At 44.4% G+C, this 17,560-nt stretch carries 16 protein-coding genes; 9 read left to right on the top strand and 7 right to left on the bottom strand.

Annotated elements, in window-relative coordinates; genetic code table 11:
• Positions 1–31: 31 nt before the first annotated feature.
• From HMPREF3002_RS06340 to HMPREF3002_RS06330, 3 genes are all read right to left on the bottom strand, one after another.
• Complete coding sequence (locus HMPREF3002_RS06340; RefSeq protein WP_023919176.1) at positions 32–625, bottom strand: 3'-5' exonuclease; 594 nt, start codon at positions 623–625, stop codon at positions 32–34.
• Positions 626–678: 53 nt separating this feature from the next.
• Positions 679–1,173 carry a DUF536 domain-containing protein gene (locus HMPREF3002_RS06335; RefSeq protein ID WP_003008835.1) on the bottom strand — a complete coding sequence of 165 codons (495 nt, stop codon included), beginning with the start codon at positions 1,171–1,173 and terminating at the stop codon, positions 679–681.
• A 104-nt stretch (positions 1,174–1,277) separates the two neighbouring features.
• A complete protein-coding gene (locus HMPREF3002_RS06330; RefSeq protein WP_023919174.1) occupies positions 1,278–3,566 on the bottom strand; it encodes a Xaa-Pro dipeptidyl-peptidase in 2,289 nt (762 codons plus the stop codon).
• Between the two features lie 101 nt (positions 3,567–3,667).
• On the opposite strand from HMPREF3002_RS06330, the gene HMPREF3002_RS06325 reads away from it, so the two are divergent.
• The 9 genes from HMPREF3002_RS06325 (at position 3,668) to HMPREF3002_RS06285 (ending at position 13,546) form a co-directional block, all read left to right on the top strand.
• Positions 3,668–4,945, top strand: a complete 1,278-nt coding sequence (locus tag HMPREF3002_RS06325; RefSeq protein WP_023919173.1) for an HdeD family acid-resistance protein — start codon at positions 3,668–3,670, stop codon at positions 4,943–4,945.
• Between the two features lie 106 nt (positions 4,946–5,051).
• Entirely contained in the window at positions 5,052–5,819 is a 768-nt protein-coding gene (locus HMPREF3002_RS06320) for a CppA N-terminal domain-containing protein (RefSeq protein ID WP_023919171.1), read from the top strand.
• A 10-nt stretch (positions 5,820–5,829) separates the two neighbouring features.
• On the top strand, positions 5,830–6,771 hold the full coding sequence (locus HMPREF3002_RS06315) for a serine hydrolase domain-containing protein (protein WP_037599403.1): 942 nt from the start codon (positions 5,830–5,832) through the stop codon (positions 6,769–6,771).
• Between the two features lie 172 nt (positions 6,772–6,943).
• The gene (gene mvk, locus HMPREF3002_RS06310) at positions 6,944–7,822 is read left to right on the top strand and encodes a mevalonate kinase (RefSeq protein ID WP_009731693.1); all 879 of its coding nucleotides are present in this window, start codon (positions 6,944–6,946) and stop codon (positions 7,820–7,822) included.
• Positions 7,804–8,754: a diphosphomevalonate decarboxylase gene (mvaD, locus tag HMPREF3002_RS06305; protein WP_023919167.1), complete on the top strand. Its 951-nt coding sequence runs from the start codon at positions 7,804–7,806 to the stop codon at positions 8,752–8,754. Before mvk ends, mvaD begins: the two co-directional genes overlap by 19 nt.
• On the top strand, positions 8,744–9,751 hold the full coding sequence (locus HMPREF3002_RS06300; protein ID WP_023919165.1) for a phosphomevalonate kinase: 1,008 nt from the start codon (positions 8,744–8,746) through the stop codon (positions 9,749–9,751). Before mvaD ends, HMPREF3002_RS06300 begins: the two co-directional genes overlap by 11 nt.
• Positions 9,748–10,752 carry a type 2 isopentenyl-diphosphate Delta-isomerase gene (gene fni / locus HMPREF3002_RS06295; RefSeq protein ID WP_023919163.1) on the top strand — a complete coding sequence of 335 codons (1,005 nt, stop codon included), beginning with the start codon at positions 9,748–9,750 and terminating at the stop codon, positions 10,750–10,752. Before HMPREF3002_RS06300 ends, fni begins: the two co-directional genes overlap by 4 nt.
• A gap of 312 nt (positions 10,753–11,064) precedes the next feature.
• Positions 11,065–12,726 (top strand): C69 family dipeptidase, encoded by a 1,662-nt coding sequence (locus tag HMPREF3002_RS06290; RefSeq protein WP_070590095.1) that lies wholly within the window; start codon positions 11,065–11,067, stop codon positions 12,724–12,726.
• Positions 12,719–13,546, top strand: coding sequence for a PrsW family glutamic-type intramembrane protease (locus HMPREF3002_RS06285; protein ID WP_070665642.1), 828 nt, complete (start codon positions 12,719–12,721; stop codon positions 13,544–13,546). The genes HMPREF3002_RS06290 and HMPREF3002_RS06285 overlap by 8 nt, the downstream gene beginning before the upstream one ends.
• A 47-nt stretch (positions 13,547–13,593) precedes the next feature.
• Here HMPREF3002_RS06285 and HMPREF3002_RS06280 read toward each other — a convergent pair whose 3' ends face one another.
• The 4 genes from HMPREF3002_RS06280 to HMPREF3002_RS06265 form a co-directional block, all read right to left on the bottom strand.
• Entirely contained in the window at positions 13,594–14,856 is a 1,263-nt protein-coding gene (locus HMPREF3002_RS06280; RefSeq protein WP_049490609.1) for a hydroxymethylglutaryl-CoA reductase, degradative, read from the bottom strand.
• Entirely contained in the window at positions 14,856–16,028 is a 1,173-nt protein-coding gene (locus HMPREF3002_RS06275; protein ID WP_049490611.1) for a hydroxymethylglutaryl-CoA synthase, read from the bottom strand. Before HMPREF3002_RS06275 ends, HMPREF3002_RS06280 begins: the two co-directional genes overlap by 1 nt.
• A 186-nt stretch (positions 16,029–16,214) precedes the next feature.
• A complete protein-coding gene (locus tag HMPREF3002_RS06270) occupies positions 16,215–16,445 on the bottom strand; it encodes a hypothetical protein (protein ID WP_045759877.1) in 231 nt (76 codons plus the stop codon).
• 248 nt (positions 16,446–16,693) lie between these two features.
• A complete protein-coding gene (locus HMPREF3002_RS06265; protein WP_070665639.1) occupies positions 16,694–17,314 on the bottom strand; it encodes a tetratricopeptide repeat protein in 621 nt (206 codons plus the stop codon).
• Between the last annotated feature and the right edge of the window lie 246 nt (positions 17,315–17,560).

Below are 17,560 nucleotides of genomic sequence, written 5' to 3'. Positions count from 1 at the left end.
GAATTACCGATTTCTGTCCCACTCTCTCTTTTTATTCATCAAAAAATCCGGATAAGTCCAAGCCTCCGAAGGGGTTGGTGGAGAAGTTCTCTTGCTCGTCAAGGAGGGTGCGGCCTTGATCAAATTCGAGGAATTGTTCGTAGACAAGAGCTGTCATGCGGGCGTCCTCTAAGCTATCGTGTGATTTTCCTGCGACTCCCAAAAATTCTGCAACGGTGTGGAGTTGGAGATTTTTAATGCCGTGGAGGTCAGATGGACGACGCTCGAAAGCTTGGTCAAAGACATCAACGGCGTACTGGTCTTCTAAATCTAAGCCATTTTCAAGCAGGATGGGAAGGTCGCTCTTCAGGGCATTGTATCCGATCAAGGGTCGATCTCCAACGAAGGCCTTGAATTCGCTGAGGACCTGTTCGAGTTGTGGGGCATTTTGGATCTTGTCCTGGGTAATGCCAGTCAGGCCGTTAATAAAGCTTTTTAGGGGCTTATCGGTGTAGACGTAGGAGTCGTAGTGATCGACTTCTTTACCGTCCGTAAAACGCACGGCAGACACCTGGATAATCTGATAGGCCCCTTCGTATTGGTTAAATTCGAGATCGAAGGCGATATAATCTTCTAATGCTTTCATGGGAAATCTCCTGTGGTAGAAAAGAAAAGGGACTGGTAGGATCCAGCCCCGGATTATCGACGGAAAACGCGTGCCCAGAAACCTTTGCTTTCTTGCTCTTGAACTTTTTCGTTGGCTTGTTCGAGTTCAAGTTTCAAGGTATCGCGATCGTTCATTGCTTGTAAAGTCAATTGTTGTTGTTGGTCCAATTGCTTGTCTTTTTCAGCAATTTGAACGTCTTTCACGCGCAACTGTTCATCTTTCTTAGCGAGTTGCTCGTCTTTGGCTTTGAGTTGCTCGTAGAGACGGACGATTTCAGCATTTTTTTCATCCACCAAAATTTCCATCAATTCGCGTTGCTTCACATCATCGCTGACTGGCTCATCTTCAAAAATAGTTTTTTTGTAGATTTCTTCGAGCTTGATCAAGCCACTACGGGTTACAACGGTAACCCCTTTTTCGTTTTTTTGGGTATCTTCTGGAGCCAGCGCCTTGACACGGTTATTGACCGCCTGGCGGCTGACTCCTAAAATTTCAGCAATTTCGCTGACAGTTTTTTCAATCGCCATAACTTCCTCTAATATCTTTTTCTATGAAATACTCTATTAGATAGTAACATAAGTAGGCTAAGCTGTCAAATGAAGGAAAGAAAGGCTACGCCTTGATACCACGATTAGTGGGCCTCTGTCATTTCAGGAAGATGGAGGCTTGATTGTGCTAAGTCAATGGTGAGTTGGTAATCGGTTTGATCGCGCACAGTGATTTCAAAGTCCGTTGTGTAAAGGACCAGGCGAAGGGTCGCTCCTTTTTCGAGCTTGTAGATGGTTGGTTGAAGATCAAAGTCAAATTCCATCCACTCGCCTGGCGTCACAGCCTCAACCTCTAAGAGGTCATGACGATTTTGGAGGTTGAGATAACCTTTAGAAATGACTCGTTGGCCAGCTTCTTTGAAAGGCAACTCAGTCAAATTGTCTAGCATATGGTAGCGACCGTTATCCAGCGTACGGACCGACAAGACAGCAGGATAGGGTTGGAGGTATTTCTTGCTTCCAAGCTCTAAGAGTTGGGCTGAAAGCAGGCCTTTATTGGTGCTGGAGTAAAGTCGCAGGTGAAGGCGAGCTTTCCCATTGAGGTGTAGGTCTTCTTCGATTGGAAGGTCGATCGTCACCTGTTGCGCCTTATCCTGGTAGAGGTCCGTTAAGAAGGTCGGATAAGCCTTGCCATAGCGCTCGTAATCTTTTGTCTCGTAGCGGTTTTGGATGACTTTTTCGTCGTCTCCCAGGGAGAAGGTCCGCTGATTTGTTTGGTTGCCAAAATCATCCAAGGAAGTCCAACTTTGTTCTCCTGTATTGTCCTGCCAGATGACAGTAGGCAATTCATAGCTTGAATCGTAGCCCAGCAATTTTTTAGAGAGGAGGGCGTTCATGCTTTCGCGGAAGTCAATGGATTGCCAGTTGTTGAGATAGACATGGGCACCATTGTGATAGAAGAGGTGTTTCTTGATGCTTGTTGGAAGAGCCTGGAACATATTAAAGACGTGAAGAGGTTTCACGTTCCAGTCTTGCGAACCATGAGTGAAGACCACCTCAGCCTTCACCTGATCAGCATGTAAGAGATAATTGCGGTCGTGCCAGAATTGATTGTAGTCTCCAGAAGCGCGGTCCAGCTCTTTTTTCACGATGTCTAGATCGGCTTGGTGGGCTGCATTATGGTGCAAATAGTCTCCACCTAGAAGGTTGCGCGAGTAGGTCAATTCGGCAAGGGAATCGAAATCTTCACCTGGATAGCCACCAGGACTTGTCACGAGGCCGTTTTCGCGGTAGTAGTTGTACCAAGAAGAGATCCCAGCCTCTGCAATGATGACTTCAAGACCGTCCACACCTGTGGTCGCAAGGCCGTTAGACATGGTTCCAAGGTAAGAGATCCCGGTGGTTGCGACCTTTCCATTAGACCAATCAGCTTTGACTTGGCGTTTGCGTGTGTGATCTGTAAAGGCCCGGCAACGGCCATTGAGCCAGTCGATAACGTTCTTGTAGGCTTCGATTTGTTGGTAATTTCCATTGGTCATCAAGCCTTGCGAATCTTTTGTCCCCACTCCAGATACGTAGAGATTAGCGTAGCCGCGTGGAAGGAGGTAGTCGTTGAGGGTATAGCTGGAATTGATATGGGTGAGAGTTTCTTCAGCTTCATCGACTAGCTCAGCTGAACCGACAGGATCCACCAATTCTAATTGAGGTACTTCTACTTGAATGGTATGAGGTTCTTTGACCTCGAGGTCGACATTCATATTGTAGAGGGCCTTGTCGCTGGCCTTATCGTTGGTCCCTTGGTGATAAGGACTTGCGGTCATAACAGCTGGAATCTTGCCTTCATAGCGAGGACGGATAATGCTGACCTTGACCAAGTCTGGCAGACCATCTTTGTCGGTATCGACCCGACTTTCCACATAGACGACCTCGCGGATGGCATCATGGCTCGTAAAGGTTGCGAGGCTCTTGCCGTTAAAATAGTGATACTGGTTATCTTCAGGAATCAAGCCATCGCTGACCAACTGATCGATGAGTAAATTTCCTTTTACTGTTCGAGTATTGAGAAGGTGATAGAGGTTTTCTACCAAGTTTCCATACTCAATCGGAAATTGGACTTCTTTCAAGAAGCTATCCGTATCTTCAAAATCAATAAAATAGCGGAAACCGAGTAATTGGAGGGCTACTGTGTAAAAAATGTTCGGAGACCATTCGCAGTCAGATTGGATATACGTTAAAAAGTCTGTTTTAGAATCCACCACTAGGTTAGAGAGGGGATAATCTGTATCTTTATAGGTGAAGTAAACCTTGCGGACAAACCATTCAAACAGTTCTTTTTCTGGGAGGTGGGTGGGAAGGTCAAACCCAATTTCTTTTAGTTCCTTAAGAATGTCTTTTTGGTCAACAGATAGATAGCTATATTGATTGTATTTCATAGACTGCTCCTTTTATCAGTTTCTTTTTTCTTTACTTCTTATATTATACTTGATAAAATAGTATTTGTCTAAAGACCTTTCGTCTATAAGGAGAAGGAATATTGAAAAAAATATCTTTTGAACAAGTTGCAAGAAGACGGACCTTATTGTTTGGGGTTCTTGCCGTCATTTTTGGGATTCTCATTTTTCGAAACGGCGTTGGTTTCACCAAATTTTCCTTGGATCTATTAGCCATTTACTTTTTAGTTGATGGACTAGGAAGCTTTCTTCTTCGCTTTTTGTTACGTAGCAAGTCTATTTCCTATAGCCACTCTATTTGGTTTATTTTTCTTTCACTTGCGTTGATCTGGTTGAATCGACTGAGTAGTCTGCCCGTAAACTTAGTTGTGATTTGTTTAGGGGCATATCAGTTGGGGAGTGCCATTGTCTATGGGATCACATTTTGGCTTTATAAGGCCAATCGGGTAAAAGGAGGCTGGCTCTATTTATGGGATGCGCTTTTAAACGGTGGGCTTGGTCTAGCAACTGTCTTGGAACCTGGTTCAGATGGGCACTTCCAATTTATCCTCTTGGGGGCTTATCTGGTCTTGTTGGGGATTTCTAATATTCGAGATGGTATTTTATTTGACAAAGACCAACAAGGCCAAGAGTTAAAACGTCGCTTTCGTATTAGCCTACCGGTTATCTTTGCAGCCTTTATCCCTGCTAAGGAGTTAAAACGGTTTAACCAGTTTCTTCAAAAAGGGAGCTCGGCGGGACACACAGGCCCTTATCGATTGGTGAAAAAAGAAGAAGAGGCAAGGGAATTAGAAATTTTGGTTCATACTTCTGACAGCAACTTATTTGGAGCGATTGGGCATGTAGATATTTGTTATCAGGGGAAGGTCATTTCTTACGGAAGTTACGATCCCTTTTCAGAGCGTCTATTTGGGACGATTGGGGATGGCGTACTGTTTAAAGTGGATAAGGAACCATACATCGAACTATGTAAAAAAGAGAGTCAAAAGACGCTGTTTGGCTACAGCCTATCCCTTACCGAAGAAGAGAATCAGGCAGTAGAGAAGCGTCTAGCTGAAATTGATCAGTTGTTAGAACCTTGGGATCCACCTAGGAGGTTACTGGAAGACGGTCAGCCGACCTACGCTTACAAATTGAAATATGATTTAGGGGCTGAGCTATATAAATTTACTTCTTCGCGTTTTAAATCTTACTTTGTTCTGTCTACTAATTGCTGCCTGTTAGCAGATTCCATTGTGGGACAGGCAGGAACGGCTGTATTAGATGTGCGTGGAGTGATTGCACCAGGGACCTATCAGGATTACTTAGAATACGAATTTGAAGCTCCAAACGGGCGGGTCCATACACGAACAGTATACTAAAAAAAGAAAGACAGATTTTTATTTTTGAAAAATCTGTCTTTTTTGCACAAGATTTCTTGTAAAAAGCCAGAAAATCTTTTACAATAAAAAGTGCTTGGAGGAAAGTATGACAGCAAATCAGATCGTAAGAGTGATCCCAGTCTTGAAAGTGAATAACCGAAATGTCAATCAACGCTTTTATGAAGAGACATTGGGAATGAAAGTATTAGTGGAAGAAGGAGCTCTCCTATCTTTAGGAGATGCCTCAAAAGTAGAGAAAATTGTCTTAGAAGAGTCACCGAGTATGCGTTCGCGTAAGGTCGAAGGTCCAAAGAAATTGGGTCGAATTGTGGTGAAAGTGGCGCAAGCTCAAGAAATTGATTATTTATTAGCCCGCCAGCCAGAAACAAGCGCCCTTTACCAAGGAGCTATTGGTCGCGCCTTTGAAGTTGTGTCTCCTCAAGGAGATACCGTTTTCGTGCATGCTGAAGAAAATCTTGAAAGTCTAGAGCCTTTGGAGAAAGCGCCTCTTGTTGAGCTTCCAGAAGATTTCAAGGGTTTGACCAGCTTTGATGTGGACTTTCTTGAAGTCAATGTGGCCGATCTGGCCCAATCTCAGGAGCTTTACAGACGCTTGCCAGATCTTGCCCGCTTTATCCATTTGCAGGAAGCCCAGGGAGAAGATCTCCAAGTGGAGAACAAGGTGACTTGGGATTTGAGCATGATCAAGGTCGAATTGGCATCTTTTGATGTGGAAGACTTGAAAGAACGCTTGGGAGAAGCTGTCGATTTTGTGCACCGTAAGGGAACTTTCTTGATTGCCAAGGATCTAAGCCAGATCGAACTCTGGTTTGAAGCCAATCAAGATCAGGTCCATATTTCTTATGAAGAATAAGAATGGAGTGATGAGCGTGAAGGCAATCATCGAAAAAATTACCGAACAAATCCAAGAAGGCATCTATCCAGGTGCCTCTCTTGCGCTTTACCGCAATGGTCAGTGGAGTGAGCACTATCTAGGACTTGCGGACCCTGAAAAAGGTGAGCCAGTAGAGGCTGATCTGGTCTATGATTTGGCCAGTGTCAGCAAGGTCGTCGGAGTCGCTACCATCTGTGCTTTTTTGTATGCGAAAGGGGAGCTTCCGCTCGATCGTCCCTTTAAAGAGTTTTACCCGCGTTTTGCTCATGAGAAGACGACCATCCGGGAACTCTTGACCCATACTTCTGGGCTGGATCCTTTTATCCCCAACCGGGATCAATTGGATGCGAGACAGTTGAAAACAGCTCTTGAAAATTTGCAGTTGAAAGAAGACAAGAGTTTTCATTACACCGACGTCAATTTTCTTCTGCTGGGCTTTTGGTTAGAAGACAGGTTTCACCAGCCCTTGGATCGTTTATTTGAAGAGCTGATCTTTACACCTTGGAAGATGACAGAGACACGGTTTGGACCGGTCGAAAAGGCGGTGCCAACGGTCCGTGGCCTTGCTTCTGGAAGTGTTCATGATCCCAAAGCGAGAGTATTGGGCTGTCATGCGGGAAGTGCTGGACTTTTTTCAACTGTTGCTGATCTAGAGCGCTTCTTAGAGCATTATCTGAAGGATGATTTTGCGCGTGACTTGTCTCAGAATTTTGCGCGTGAAGAGGGCAAGACCCGCGCTCTCGGATGGAATCTAGAGGGTGACTGGTTGGATCATACGGGCTATACTGGAACCTTCATCATGTACAATCGAAAGAGGCAGGAAGCTGTGATCTTTTTGTCTAACCGGACCTATGAGAAGGACGAACGGGCCCAATGGATCTTAGACCGCAACTCTTTGATGGACTTGATCAAACAAGAATGTGAAAAATAGAAATGGATGGCTGGGATGACGGATCCCGGCCTTTTCTTGTCTGTCCATAAGAAGGAGCTCTTCTGGGTGATTCATTTTTGGACTCCGTCTTAGGTTGGATTTCCTTCAAAAGCATCGCTTTTTTGGCTGATTTATATTAAAATAGTAATGACCTTAGTAGAGCGAGATGAATATGCATAAAGAGATAGGCGTCGGAAAGGCGCATAGTAAAATTATCTTAATTGGAGAGCATGCGGTGGTTTATGGTTATCCGGCTATTGCCCTGCCACTCCATCATATCGAAGTGATCTGCCAGATCATCCCGGCAGACAGTCCATGGATTTTGTTTGAAGATGACACATTGTCCATGGCGGTTTTTGCGTCTCTTGAGCACCTCGGGATTCGTGAGGCCCGGATTCGCTGTCGGATTCAGTCTATGGTACCGGAAAAACGGGGGATGGGGTCCTCTGCGGCGGTCAGTATCGCAGCTATTCGTGCAGTTTTTGACTATTATCAAGAGGAGCTGGACGATGAGACCTTAGAAATCCTGGTCAATCGAGCAGAAACCATTGCCCATATGAATCCAAGCGGTCTGGATGCCAAGACTTGTCTGAGCGATCAAGCCATTAAATTCATCCGGAATGTCGGCTTTTACCCGCTGGAGCTGGGTATAAAAGCGAGTTTGGTGATTGCGGATACGGGGATTCACGGCAATACCCGTGAGGCGATTCAAAAGGTTGAAGCTAAAGGGCAGGAAGTTTTGTCCCATTTCCATGAGATTGGTCAGTTGACCCAGCAGGTAGAAGCGGCTCTGAAAGAAAAAGATCTCATTGGCCTTGGGCAGGCTCTTACAGCTTGTCATGACCACTTGAGAGCCGTTGGTGTCAGCTGTAAAGAAGCAGATCACCTGGTCGCCGTTGCCCTTGAAAATGGGGCCTTAGGGGCTAAAATGAGTGGGGGCGGTCTTGGAGGCTGTGTGATTGCCCTCGTCAAGGATTCTCGTGAAGCAGAAACCATTGCCCATGCATTAGAAAAAGAAGGAGCGCACCATACATGGATCGAAAACCTGTAAAGGCTAAGTCCTATGCCAATATCGCGATTATCAAATACTGGGGAAAAGAAGATGCCAAACAGATGGTCCCTTCGACCAGTTCGATTTCGTTGACCTTAGAGAATATGTATACAGAGACCAGTCTCTCTCCCTTGCCAGCAGATGCGACTGCGCATGAATTTTACATCGATGGGGAATTCCAAAATCCAGCTGAGCAAGCCAAAATTGGAGCTGTGATTGATGGCTTGAAGCCAGCAGATGAAGCAGGATTTGTTCGGGTGGATACCAGCAACAACATGCCAACCGCCGCAGGCTTGTCCTCTAGCTCGAGCGGGCTCTCTGCTCTCGTCAAGGCTTGTAATCGGTACTATGATTTGGGCTTGACCCAGGAGGAATTAGCTCAAAAAGCCAAGTTTGCTTCGGGCTCTTCTTCGCGGTCTTTCTTTGGCCCTTTAGCAGCCTGGGACAAAGAAAGTGGAGAAATTTATAAGGTCCAAACAGACCTAAAACTCGCGATGATCATGCTGGTCCTCAATGACAAGCAAAAGCCTGTTTCCAGCCGCGAAGGGATGAAACGCTGCATGGAGACTTCGACTAATTTCAAAGAATGGATCGAAGAGTCTCGACAAGATTATAAGGACATGCTGGGCTATCTAGTTGCCAATGATTTTGAACGGGTCGGTCATCTGACAGAGCGCAATGCCCTTGCTATGCATGCGACGACTAGAACAGCCACTCCAGCTTTTAGCTACTTGACAGAAGAAAGCCATAAAGCTATGGACTTTGTCCGTGAGCTTCGCGCTGCAGGCCATGCTTGTTACTTTACTATGGATGCAGGGCCGAATGTTAAGGTTCTCTGTTTAGAAGAAGACTTGGATCAGCTGGTACCTTTATTTGATGCCCGCTATCGGACCATCGTATCTAAGACAAAGGACCCTCAAGATGAAGACTAAGTATCAGGTACAGACTGGAGGCAAGCTCTATCTAGCTGGAGAATACGCAGTGCTAACGCCTGGCTATGGAGCCGTGATTCAGTTTATTCCCATTTATCTGTCAGCTACTATCCAAGAATCTAGAAGCTATCAGCTAGTCTCAGATCTCTTTGGTTACCAGGTGGATTTGACCCCAAATAAGGACTACGCCTTGATTCAAGAGACCATTCAGCTCATGGAAAAGTGGCTGAAAGATCAGGGGATAGCCCCTAAACCGTTTGATCTTCACCTAAGAGGGACGTTGGGCGAAGAGAGGAAAAAGTATGGGATTGGTTCCAGCGGAAGTGTGGTCTTGCTCGTGATCAAGGCCGTGGCCGCTCTGTATGAACTAGACCTACATCCGGACCTGCTCTTTCGACTAGCAGCAGTGGTCTTGGTGCAAAGAGGGGACAATGGTTCCATGGGCGATTTGGCTTGTATTGCCTACGAGGACTTGATTTATTACCAATCCTTTGATCGGGCTTGGTTGCATGAAGTCTTGACTTCTCAGCCCCTGTCACAAGTTTTAGACCTGGATTGGGACTACCAGATCTGCTCGATCCAGCCAGCCATCGCTTATGATTTTCTGGTTGGTTGGACCAAGGAACCAGCGATTTCAAGTGATTTGATCCGTCAGGTCAAGGGAGCGATCAAGGAAGAATTTCTTCAGGAGAGCCAGAGCGCAGTGAAGAATCTTGAAAAAGGCCTCCGTGAAGGGAACCAAAAAGAAATTGAGACCAGTATCAAACGTGCCGATAAGAACCTAAAGTCTTTGAACCCTTTGATCTATACCCCAGCTCTGAAAGTTCTGCAAGAAGCGACAGAGGGTCTTTCTGCCTGTGCCAAATCTAGTGGTGCTGGAGGAGGCGACTGTGGAATCGCCCTTAGTTTTGACCCAGTTGAGACTCAGACCTTGATAGACCGCTGGAAGGAAAAGAATATTGAAGTCATTTACCAAGAAAGGATGGGAGATTCGTGAGCGAAAATCGAAAAGACCAGCATATTCGCTATGCCTTGGAGCAAAGCTCCTCCTATAATAGCTTTGATGAGATCGAGCTGATTCACCGATCCCTCCCCCTTGTGGATCTAGCGGAGATTGATTTGACAACCCATTTCGCAGGGCGTGATTGGGAGTTTCCTTTTTACATCAATGCCATGACAGGTGGGAGTAAACGGGCCAAAGAGATCAATCAAAAGCTGGCAGCAGTAGCTGAAGCCTGTGGGATTCTCTTTGTGACTGGTTCTTACAGCGCAGGGCTGAAGGATTCGAGCGATCAATCGTATGCGGTCAAAAAAGACCATCCTCATCTACTTTTAGCGACCAACATTGGCATCGATAAAGAGCCAGATTTGGGCTTGCGAACAGTGGAAGAGCTACAACCCCTCTTTCTTCAAGTTCATGTGAATCTGATGCAAGAGTTGCTCATGCCCGAAGGGGAGCGTATTTTCCACACTTGGAAAGACCATCTCAAGAGCTATGGGCAGGGCTTTCCTGTACCTGTAGTCCTGAAGGAAGTCGGTTTTGGCATGGATCCTAAAACAGTCCAGGCGGCGCTAGATGCTGGAATCACAACCGTTGATATTTCTGGACGCGGTGGCACTAGTTTTGCCTATATTGAGAATCGTCGTGGTGGCAATCGCGCTTATCTGGATGATTGGGGACAATCAACTGCGCAGTGTCTCTTACAGTTACAGGATCAGATAGATCAGGTTGAGATCCTCGCAAGTGGGGGCATCCGTCATCCCCTTGATATGGTCAAGGCCTTGGTCCTTGGAGCGCGTGGCGTAGGACTATCCCGCGTTTTTCTTGAGATGGTAGAGACTAAGAGCGTTGAAGAAGCAATCGTACTTGTCCAAGGCTGGAAAGAAGATCTCAGATTGCTCCTTTGTGCGCTCGGTTGTCAGAACCTGAAAGAGCTCCGTGAAGTCGACTATCTCCTCTATGGAAAATTATGGCAAGCGAATCAGCGGAGAAAATGAAAGAGAGTGGGACAGAAATCGGTAATTCGTTAGAATTCGATTTCGTCGTCCCTCCTTCGCACAGTTGAGTAGGGCTGTAAAAGCTGATGAAATCAGCGTAGTAGAGCCCATCAACCACTGCGTCTTGCTCGACAATCCAAAAATAATTGAGAGGCTAGGACTTTTGTCCCAGCCTCTTCTTTTTTGAAAAAGTGTTTCCCTCAAAAATTCTGATAGTTTACGAATCGTTTACGGTTGCTGGAATCGCTTGCAAAACAGGCTTGTAAAAGAGTATACTAAATAAGGAAAAACATTTTTAAAAAGGAGTTTAGGATGAAGAAGCACTATTTTCGATCAGCTGTAGCAGCTTTGCTTCCGCTTTTGTTGATTGCTCAACCTGTTGAGGCTTGTACAGGGTTCATCATCGGGAAGAAACTGACTGCCGACGGTTCGACCTTGGTAGGGCGTACCGAAGATTTAGAACCCAACCATAATAAAAATTTTGTGGTCAGAGAGCGTGTCTACAATAAAAAAGGAGCCATTTTTGAAGATGCTGCCAACGGTTTTCAATATCCCTTGCCAGAGATTAGCTATAAGTATACAGCGGTCCCGGATGTCACCCCTGATCAAGGGATTTTTGACGAAGCAGGATTCAATGAATATGGAGTTTCCATTTCTGCCACTGTATCTGCTTCAGCAAATGACAAGATCCAAAAGGTGGATCCCTATGTCAAGGATGGCCTCGCAGAATCGGGTTTGACCAGTATCGTTCTCCCAAGTGTGAAAACCGCAAGAGAAGGGGTTGAACTCATTGCTAAAATCGTCGAAGAAAAAGGCGCTGCAGAAGGAAATATTGTGACCATTGCCGATAAAGAAGGCGTCTGGTATATGGAAATCCTATCTGGCCATCAATATGCGGCGATTCTCTTCCCAGAGGATCGGTTTGCGGTCTTTCCAAATACCTTTTTCTTAGGGCATGTAGATCTGTCAGATACCGAACGCACGATTGCCTCAAAAGATCTTGAAAAAGTCGCCAAAGAAGCCAATAGCTATAAGGAAGTGGACGGAAAATTCCACGTTTCTCAATCCTATAATCCGCCTTTGCAAGAAGCAGACCGCTCTCGGGTTTGGTCGGGAATCAAATCGCTAGACCCAAGCTCTCCTGTTAAATATGACGATGCGTCCTTTGACCTTCTTCATACAACCGATCGAAAATTAACCCTTCGCGATGCCATGAATCTCCAACGCAATCGTTTGGAAGGAACCAAATATAAACCACAGGATCAAATGGAGCTGGATGGAAAAGGCATTCCGAAAAAAGGAGAGTTTGATGCGGTTTATAAATACCCCATTTCCAATCCAAATGTCATGGAGGCCCATATTTTCCAACTGAAAGATGAGGTCCCAGCGAGTGCAGGTGGAGGTACCATGTGGCTGTCGATGGGCAGTCCACGAAATGCTCCATATCTACCCTACTATGGCAATATTCTCAACACCTATCAAGCCTACCAAGAATTAGGGGATCATTACAATGATCGCTCTTGGTATTGGACCATTTCAAGAATCAATGACCTTGTGGCCAAGTATCCAGATTTATTCGAAGATGGGGCGATTCGTACTGAAATGGAACGGTTGGAGTCTCAGTGGATGGTCGAACAAGATCTGAGTGATAAGGAACAAATTGCCCTTGCTTCTCAGCCTGAAGAAGCTAGTGAGAAGGCAACAGAGGAAAGCTTGGCAAGAGCTGAGAAAACCTTCGAACGCTTGCAAGAAATCAGAAAAGAAGCAGAACAAAAGGTAGCAGATGAACACGGAAAAAGTGCCCTGCAGGATCTAGATGACGAAGAAGATGCTGCTTATGAAGAGAAGATTGATCTCGTTGATTTTGACTATGATTACATTCTAGCAGCAGGCTTGTTCGGGGCAACCCTTCTAGCGATTGTGATCTACCTGATTCGCTCAAAGAAACAAAAGGGAGGAAAACAAGATGACTAAAATTCAAAGAGCCTCAATCTATCTTTTTCTACTGTTTGCAGGAATTGGCTTGGAGTTTGAACTCGGTCATCTTTCTCAACAAGAATATAGCCAGTCTGCCGGCAGAGATTTGGTCTTAAACTTGTCGGTCTTAGCTGCTATTATTATCCCACTCTATCTCTTTTCAAAACGATTGACCAAGCAGTTGTCTGTACCGACCTACATCCTATGGATTGCCATGTTTGGAGGAGCCTTCGTAGCAGGCTGGTTGAGCTTTTCAGGCAATAGCTTGATTGATATTATGAATAGCCATGTGATCAAGGATGCCACTGTCTTTAACAAGTGGACCGATGCTTTGACGGCCCCGTTTTCAGAGGAATTCTTTAAGGCTCTGGTTGCCTTTTGGGTTGTCTTGATGGTTGGCAAGAAAGATCTAAAAGCGATTCTAATTGCAGGTTTGGGCTCTGGCTTTGGTTTTCAAATCATTGAGGATTTAGGGTACGTTGCCCGCCAAACAAAATCCAGCCAATTAGCTGCCGTTACTGAGGCCATTAACCGGATTTCTGGTGGATTAGCTTCACATGCCCTCTATACAGCTGTTGTATCTGTTGGTATCTTCCTCTTGTTGTCTCAAGTAACCCAGCAAAAGGAAAAACTCTTTGGGCTTTGGTGTGTTCTCTCGACAGTAGCCAATCACTTCTTATGGAACTCTCCGTTTTATGAAACAGACCATCGGATTAATCTTCTCGTCGGACTGCTCTTTGCCGTCCAAGTAGGGACTTTTATCGAAGTGGTGCTCTATACCAAGAAACATCCCGAGTTGCCATTTTTAAAACAATAAGAAAATCTTTTCAAACACAAAAGAACTAAGACGTCGGTCTTAGTTCTTTATTTTCTCAATTCTTGTAAGAGTGTTTGTGCCTTTTCTAAGTTAAAGGGTTTGTTTTCAAGGAGTTGGTTAACCAATCGGGGAACTTCCTCTTCCTTTGCTCCTGCTAGAAGGGCTAGGGAGCGTGCTTGGAGTTTCATATGTCCTGCTTGAATTCCTGTGGTGACTAGGGCTTTGAGGGCCGCGAAATTCTGCGCTAAACCGAGCGAAGCAATGATACCTGCTAATTCAATAGCAGAAGGCTCTCCTAGCAAACGGTGGCTGACTTGAACCGTTGGGTTGAGGCCAATCGAGCCTCCTTTTGTCGCAACCGGCATTGGTAGGGTGATCTCTCCATAGAGTTTTTTCTCTTCCGGCTGACTTGTCCAGTGACTCAAACCCTTGTAAGAACCACTTTGTGCAGCATAGGCATGGGCTCCTGCTTCGATGGCCCGCCAGTCATTACCTGTCGCAAGGACCAGGGCATCAATCCCGTTAAAAATTCCCTTGTTATGAGTGGCTGCACGGTAAGGATCCACTTGAGCCAGTTGGCTAGCTAGCTCCATCCGGTGAGCAATCTCAATGGCTTCCTCAGGATTTCGACTCAGTGCTTTAAAATCGATAGTGCACCGTGCACTCACCAAAGAGCGCGTGGCCAAGTTGGATAAAATCGCCATTAAGGCCTGACCACTAGAGAGTTCTTGGATGCGATCGGTCAGCGCTTCCAGCATGGTGTTGAGCATATTGGCCCCCATGGCCTCTTTAGGATCGACAGCCAAGTAGACAATGAGAAAGTCCCCCTTGTTTTCGACCCAAAGATCCCTTGCTCCGCCTCCACGCTTGACGATAGAAGGATAGGCTTCATTAGCTAGCTGAAGAAGAGTTTCCTTGTCTTCTAGGATGCGCTTGCTAGCCATTTCCACATCCTTAACATCTGTCAGAGCAATCTCACCGATCATTTGGCGTTGGTGCACTTGGGTGGTGAAACCGCCCGAACGTTGGATGAGTTTGGCTGCAAAGCTGGCTGCAGCAACTACGGAAGGCTCTTCTGTGACCATAGGAAGGACATAGTCACGACCATTGATCAGAAAATAAGGAGCGAGGCTAAAAGGCAGATCAAAGGTCGACAAGACATTTTCCGTCAGTTGATCTGCAATAGAGAGGGGGAGTCCCTTTTGTTCTTTTAAGATCTGTGCTTCATCCCAAGTTAAGAGGCCTTCCTTCAGTAAGGCCTCTATGCGTTCAGTGGGCGAAAGTTTTGCAAAACCTGGTAATCGTGCCATTATTTTTCTACTTTCTGGTAAGTGCGTTGGTGTTCCTTGATCTCTGTCAAAGCATAAGTTTGAAGCGTAGCAGGCTCAAACACTTGATTGCCACTAGGATCTAGATCTACTTCCTCATAAAATAGTCGTTCGTAGTCAGAAACACTAAGAACCGTACGTTGGTCCAGTCTTTCCATGCGTTTGTGATCTAAGAGTTGCTCAAAACCAGGAACGAGATTGGCGCTAAAGATCTCAGAAACCGCTCCACTTCCATAGCTAAAGAGGGCGATTCGGTCACCAGCTTTGAGTTGGGGGTCATTTTCCAGTAGTGACAGCAAGCCTAGGAAAAGAGATCCAGTGTAGATATTTCCTACGCGTTGGCTGTATAGAATCGATTGATCAAAGTTGTATTGTAATTGATCTTTTTTCTCTTCTGGTACTGACTTATCCAAGATTTTTTTCAAGCCCTTGAGAGCTAATTTTGGATAAGGTAAATGGAAGCAGACGGCCGCAAAGTCTGTCAAGGTAAGGCCAGTCCGTTTCTGGTATTCCGCCCAGGTTGTTTTCAGAGAATCTAGATATTGTTGTGTTGAATAAATTCCATTCACGAAGGGAGTTGTCGCGTAATTTGGACGCCAAAAATCCATGACATCGCGTGTTTGGGCAACATTATCATCGTTAAAAGATAGAATACGAGGATTTTGGCTGATTAGCATGGCAACCGCTCCGGCCCCCTGTGTTGGTTCTCCAGGAGTTCCAATTCCGTATTTAGCAATGTCACTGGCAATGACCAAAACCTTACTCTGTGGGAATTTTTCAACATGGAGTTTAGCATAATCCAAGGCAGCAGTTGCAGCATAGCAGGCTTCTTTCATCTCAAAAGAGCGGGCGAAAGGCTGGATGTCTAGTAAGCCATGGACAAACACAGCAGCAGCCTTACTCTGGTCAATTCCAGATTCTGTCGCAAGAATCACCATGTCGATTGCTTCTTTATCTTCGTCTGTTAAAATATCATCTGCTGCAGTAGCAGCCAATGTGACGATGTCTTCTGTGATCGGTGCAACACTTTGTTCTTTTAAGAGAAGACCCTTGCTCAGTTTTTCGGGATCAGTATCACGAGCAGTAGCCAAATCTTCTAAACGCAAGACATAAGGGCTCGTCGCAAAACCAATCTTATCAATCCCAATTGTCATTCTTAACCTCTTTTTTATTTGATATCTACTAGTATATTTCGTTACTATTTTACCATATTTAAGGGTTAAACTCCCTTGAAAAAGCTAGATCAGCAAGGAAATCATTCTCGGGACCGATTTTGCAATGTTTCAAAGAAAAATAGAGAATCTATAAGAAAAAGCCATCCTCAGATGGCTTTTCAACTCTTATCCTTGCTTATCTTTTTTAGGATTGCTCATGATTCGTATGAAGAGTTCTTTGCATTTGTCTCTTAGAACTTTTTCGTAGAAGACGATTAAAGCGATGTACACAATCGTAAAGTTCAAGGTCAGATAGAACAAGTCAAATGAATTACGGGCATAATCAGTTGCTAATAGATAGGAGGAGAGGGTTCCTAGGATCATCCAAGGAAGATACTTGATATACTTGCTTATCATCATACAGCACCTCGCATACTTTAAAGGATTTGTTTTTTCACTATCATTGTATCCCTTTTAAGTAAAAATGCAAGCGATAACACTTTGAGAAATTGAAAAACGAATATTATTTTGCATTAGTTTGAATGGAGAAAAACTATTTTAAGATAAGTGAAGCGATTACTTTAGTAACAAAAAAATTTTTTGAGCTAATCATGTCAATTATGTACTTTATTTAAGCAAACTAATGACAAAATCTAAATGCAAAATCATCGATTAATCAATTCCTCAATTTCCTTTATCCCTTCAAACTCTCCAACACTTTCGAAAAGTTCTATAGCTCGTTTGAAATGTGTGTTGGCTAATCCTTTATCTTCCAAGGCTAAATAAATTTCCCCTAACCCTCTATAGCTACAAGCCTGAGAAATCACATCATCAGTCTCTAAAGATTGTTCCAGTGACAGATTCATGAATGTAAGAGCTTCATCAAGATTGTTTAATTTCAATCTCAAATAGCCTTGTTCGTAGTTATTCACAGCTTTCTTTAGATTATCATTGGGAAAATGCTCTTCAATTATCTTCTCTTCATCTTCAATGAGCTTTAAAGCCTTATGAAAATCACCCTGATCTCTGTAGATCATATCTAATTGATGTAATCCAATGTGTTCATGTTCTTTGTCTTCATTTTGTTGAGCTAATAAAATGTATTTCTCAAAGATACGGGTACACGAGGCATAGTCTTTTTCTGCCAATAATAAATACCCCATCAGATTTAAAAGGCTAAAATCTGTACAGGTATCAATGGAAAAATCTTGTTCAACCAACTTTTTAGCTTCTGATGTTTTTCCCTCCAGAAACAAGTCCCAAGCCACATCAATTTTAGAAACCATCTATTTTCCCCTTTACCTATAAACAACCTTCATAAAATAAAATCACTCAATAAGAATATGCTAAATCCTATCTTTATAAATTTAATCCACTAGGCTAAAGTATAGCAAAAAGCCCAAATAACTACTATTTGGGCAAAATGTTACTTAGTTTCTTTTTAAACGAGCAATGAGTAACTTAATAAGATAAGCTAGAACTACAAGTGCTACTACGCGTGATAATAGATAGAAAATAGAATAAACAAAATA

The sequence above is a fragment of the Streptococcus sp. HMSC065E03 genome, from assembly GCF_001815045.1.
Classification (GTDB): Bacteria; Bacillota; Bacilli; order Lactobacillales; family Streptococcaceae; genus Streptococcus; species Streptococcus parasanguinis_AD.
This window is presented reverse-complemented; position numbering and strand designations above follow the sequence as displayed.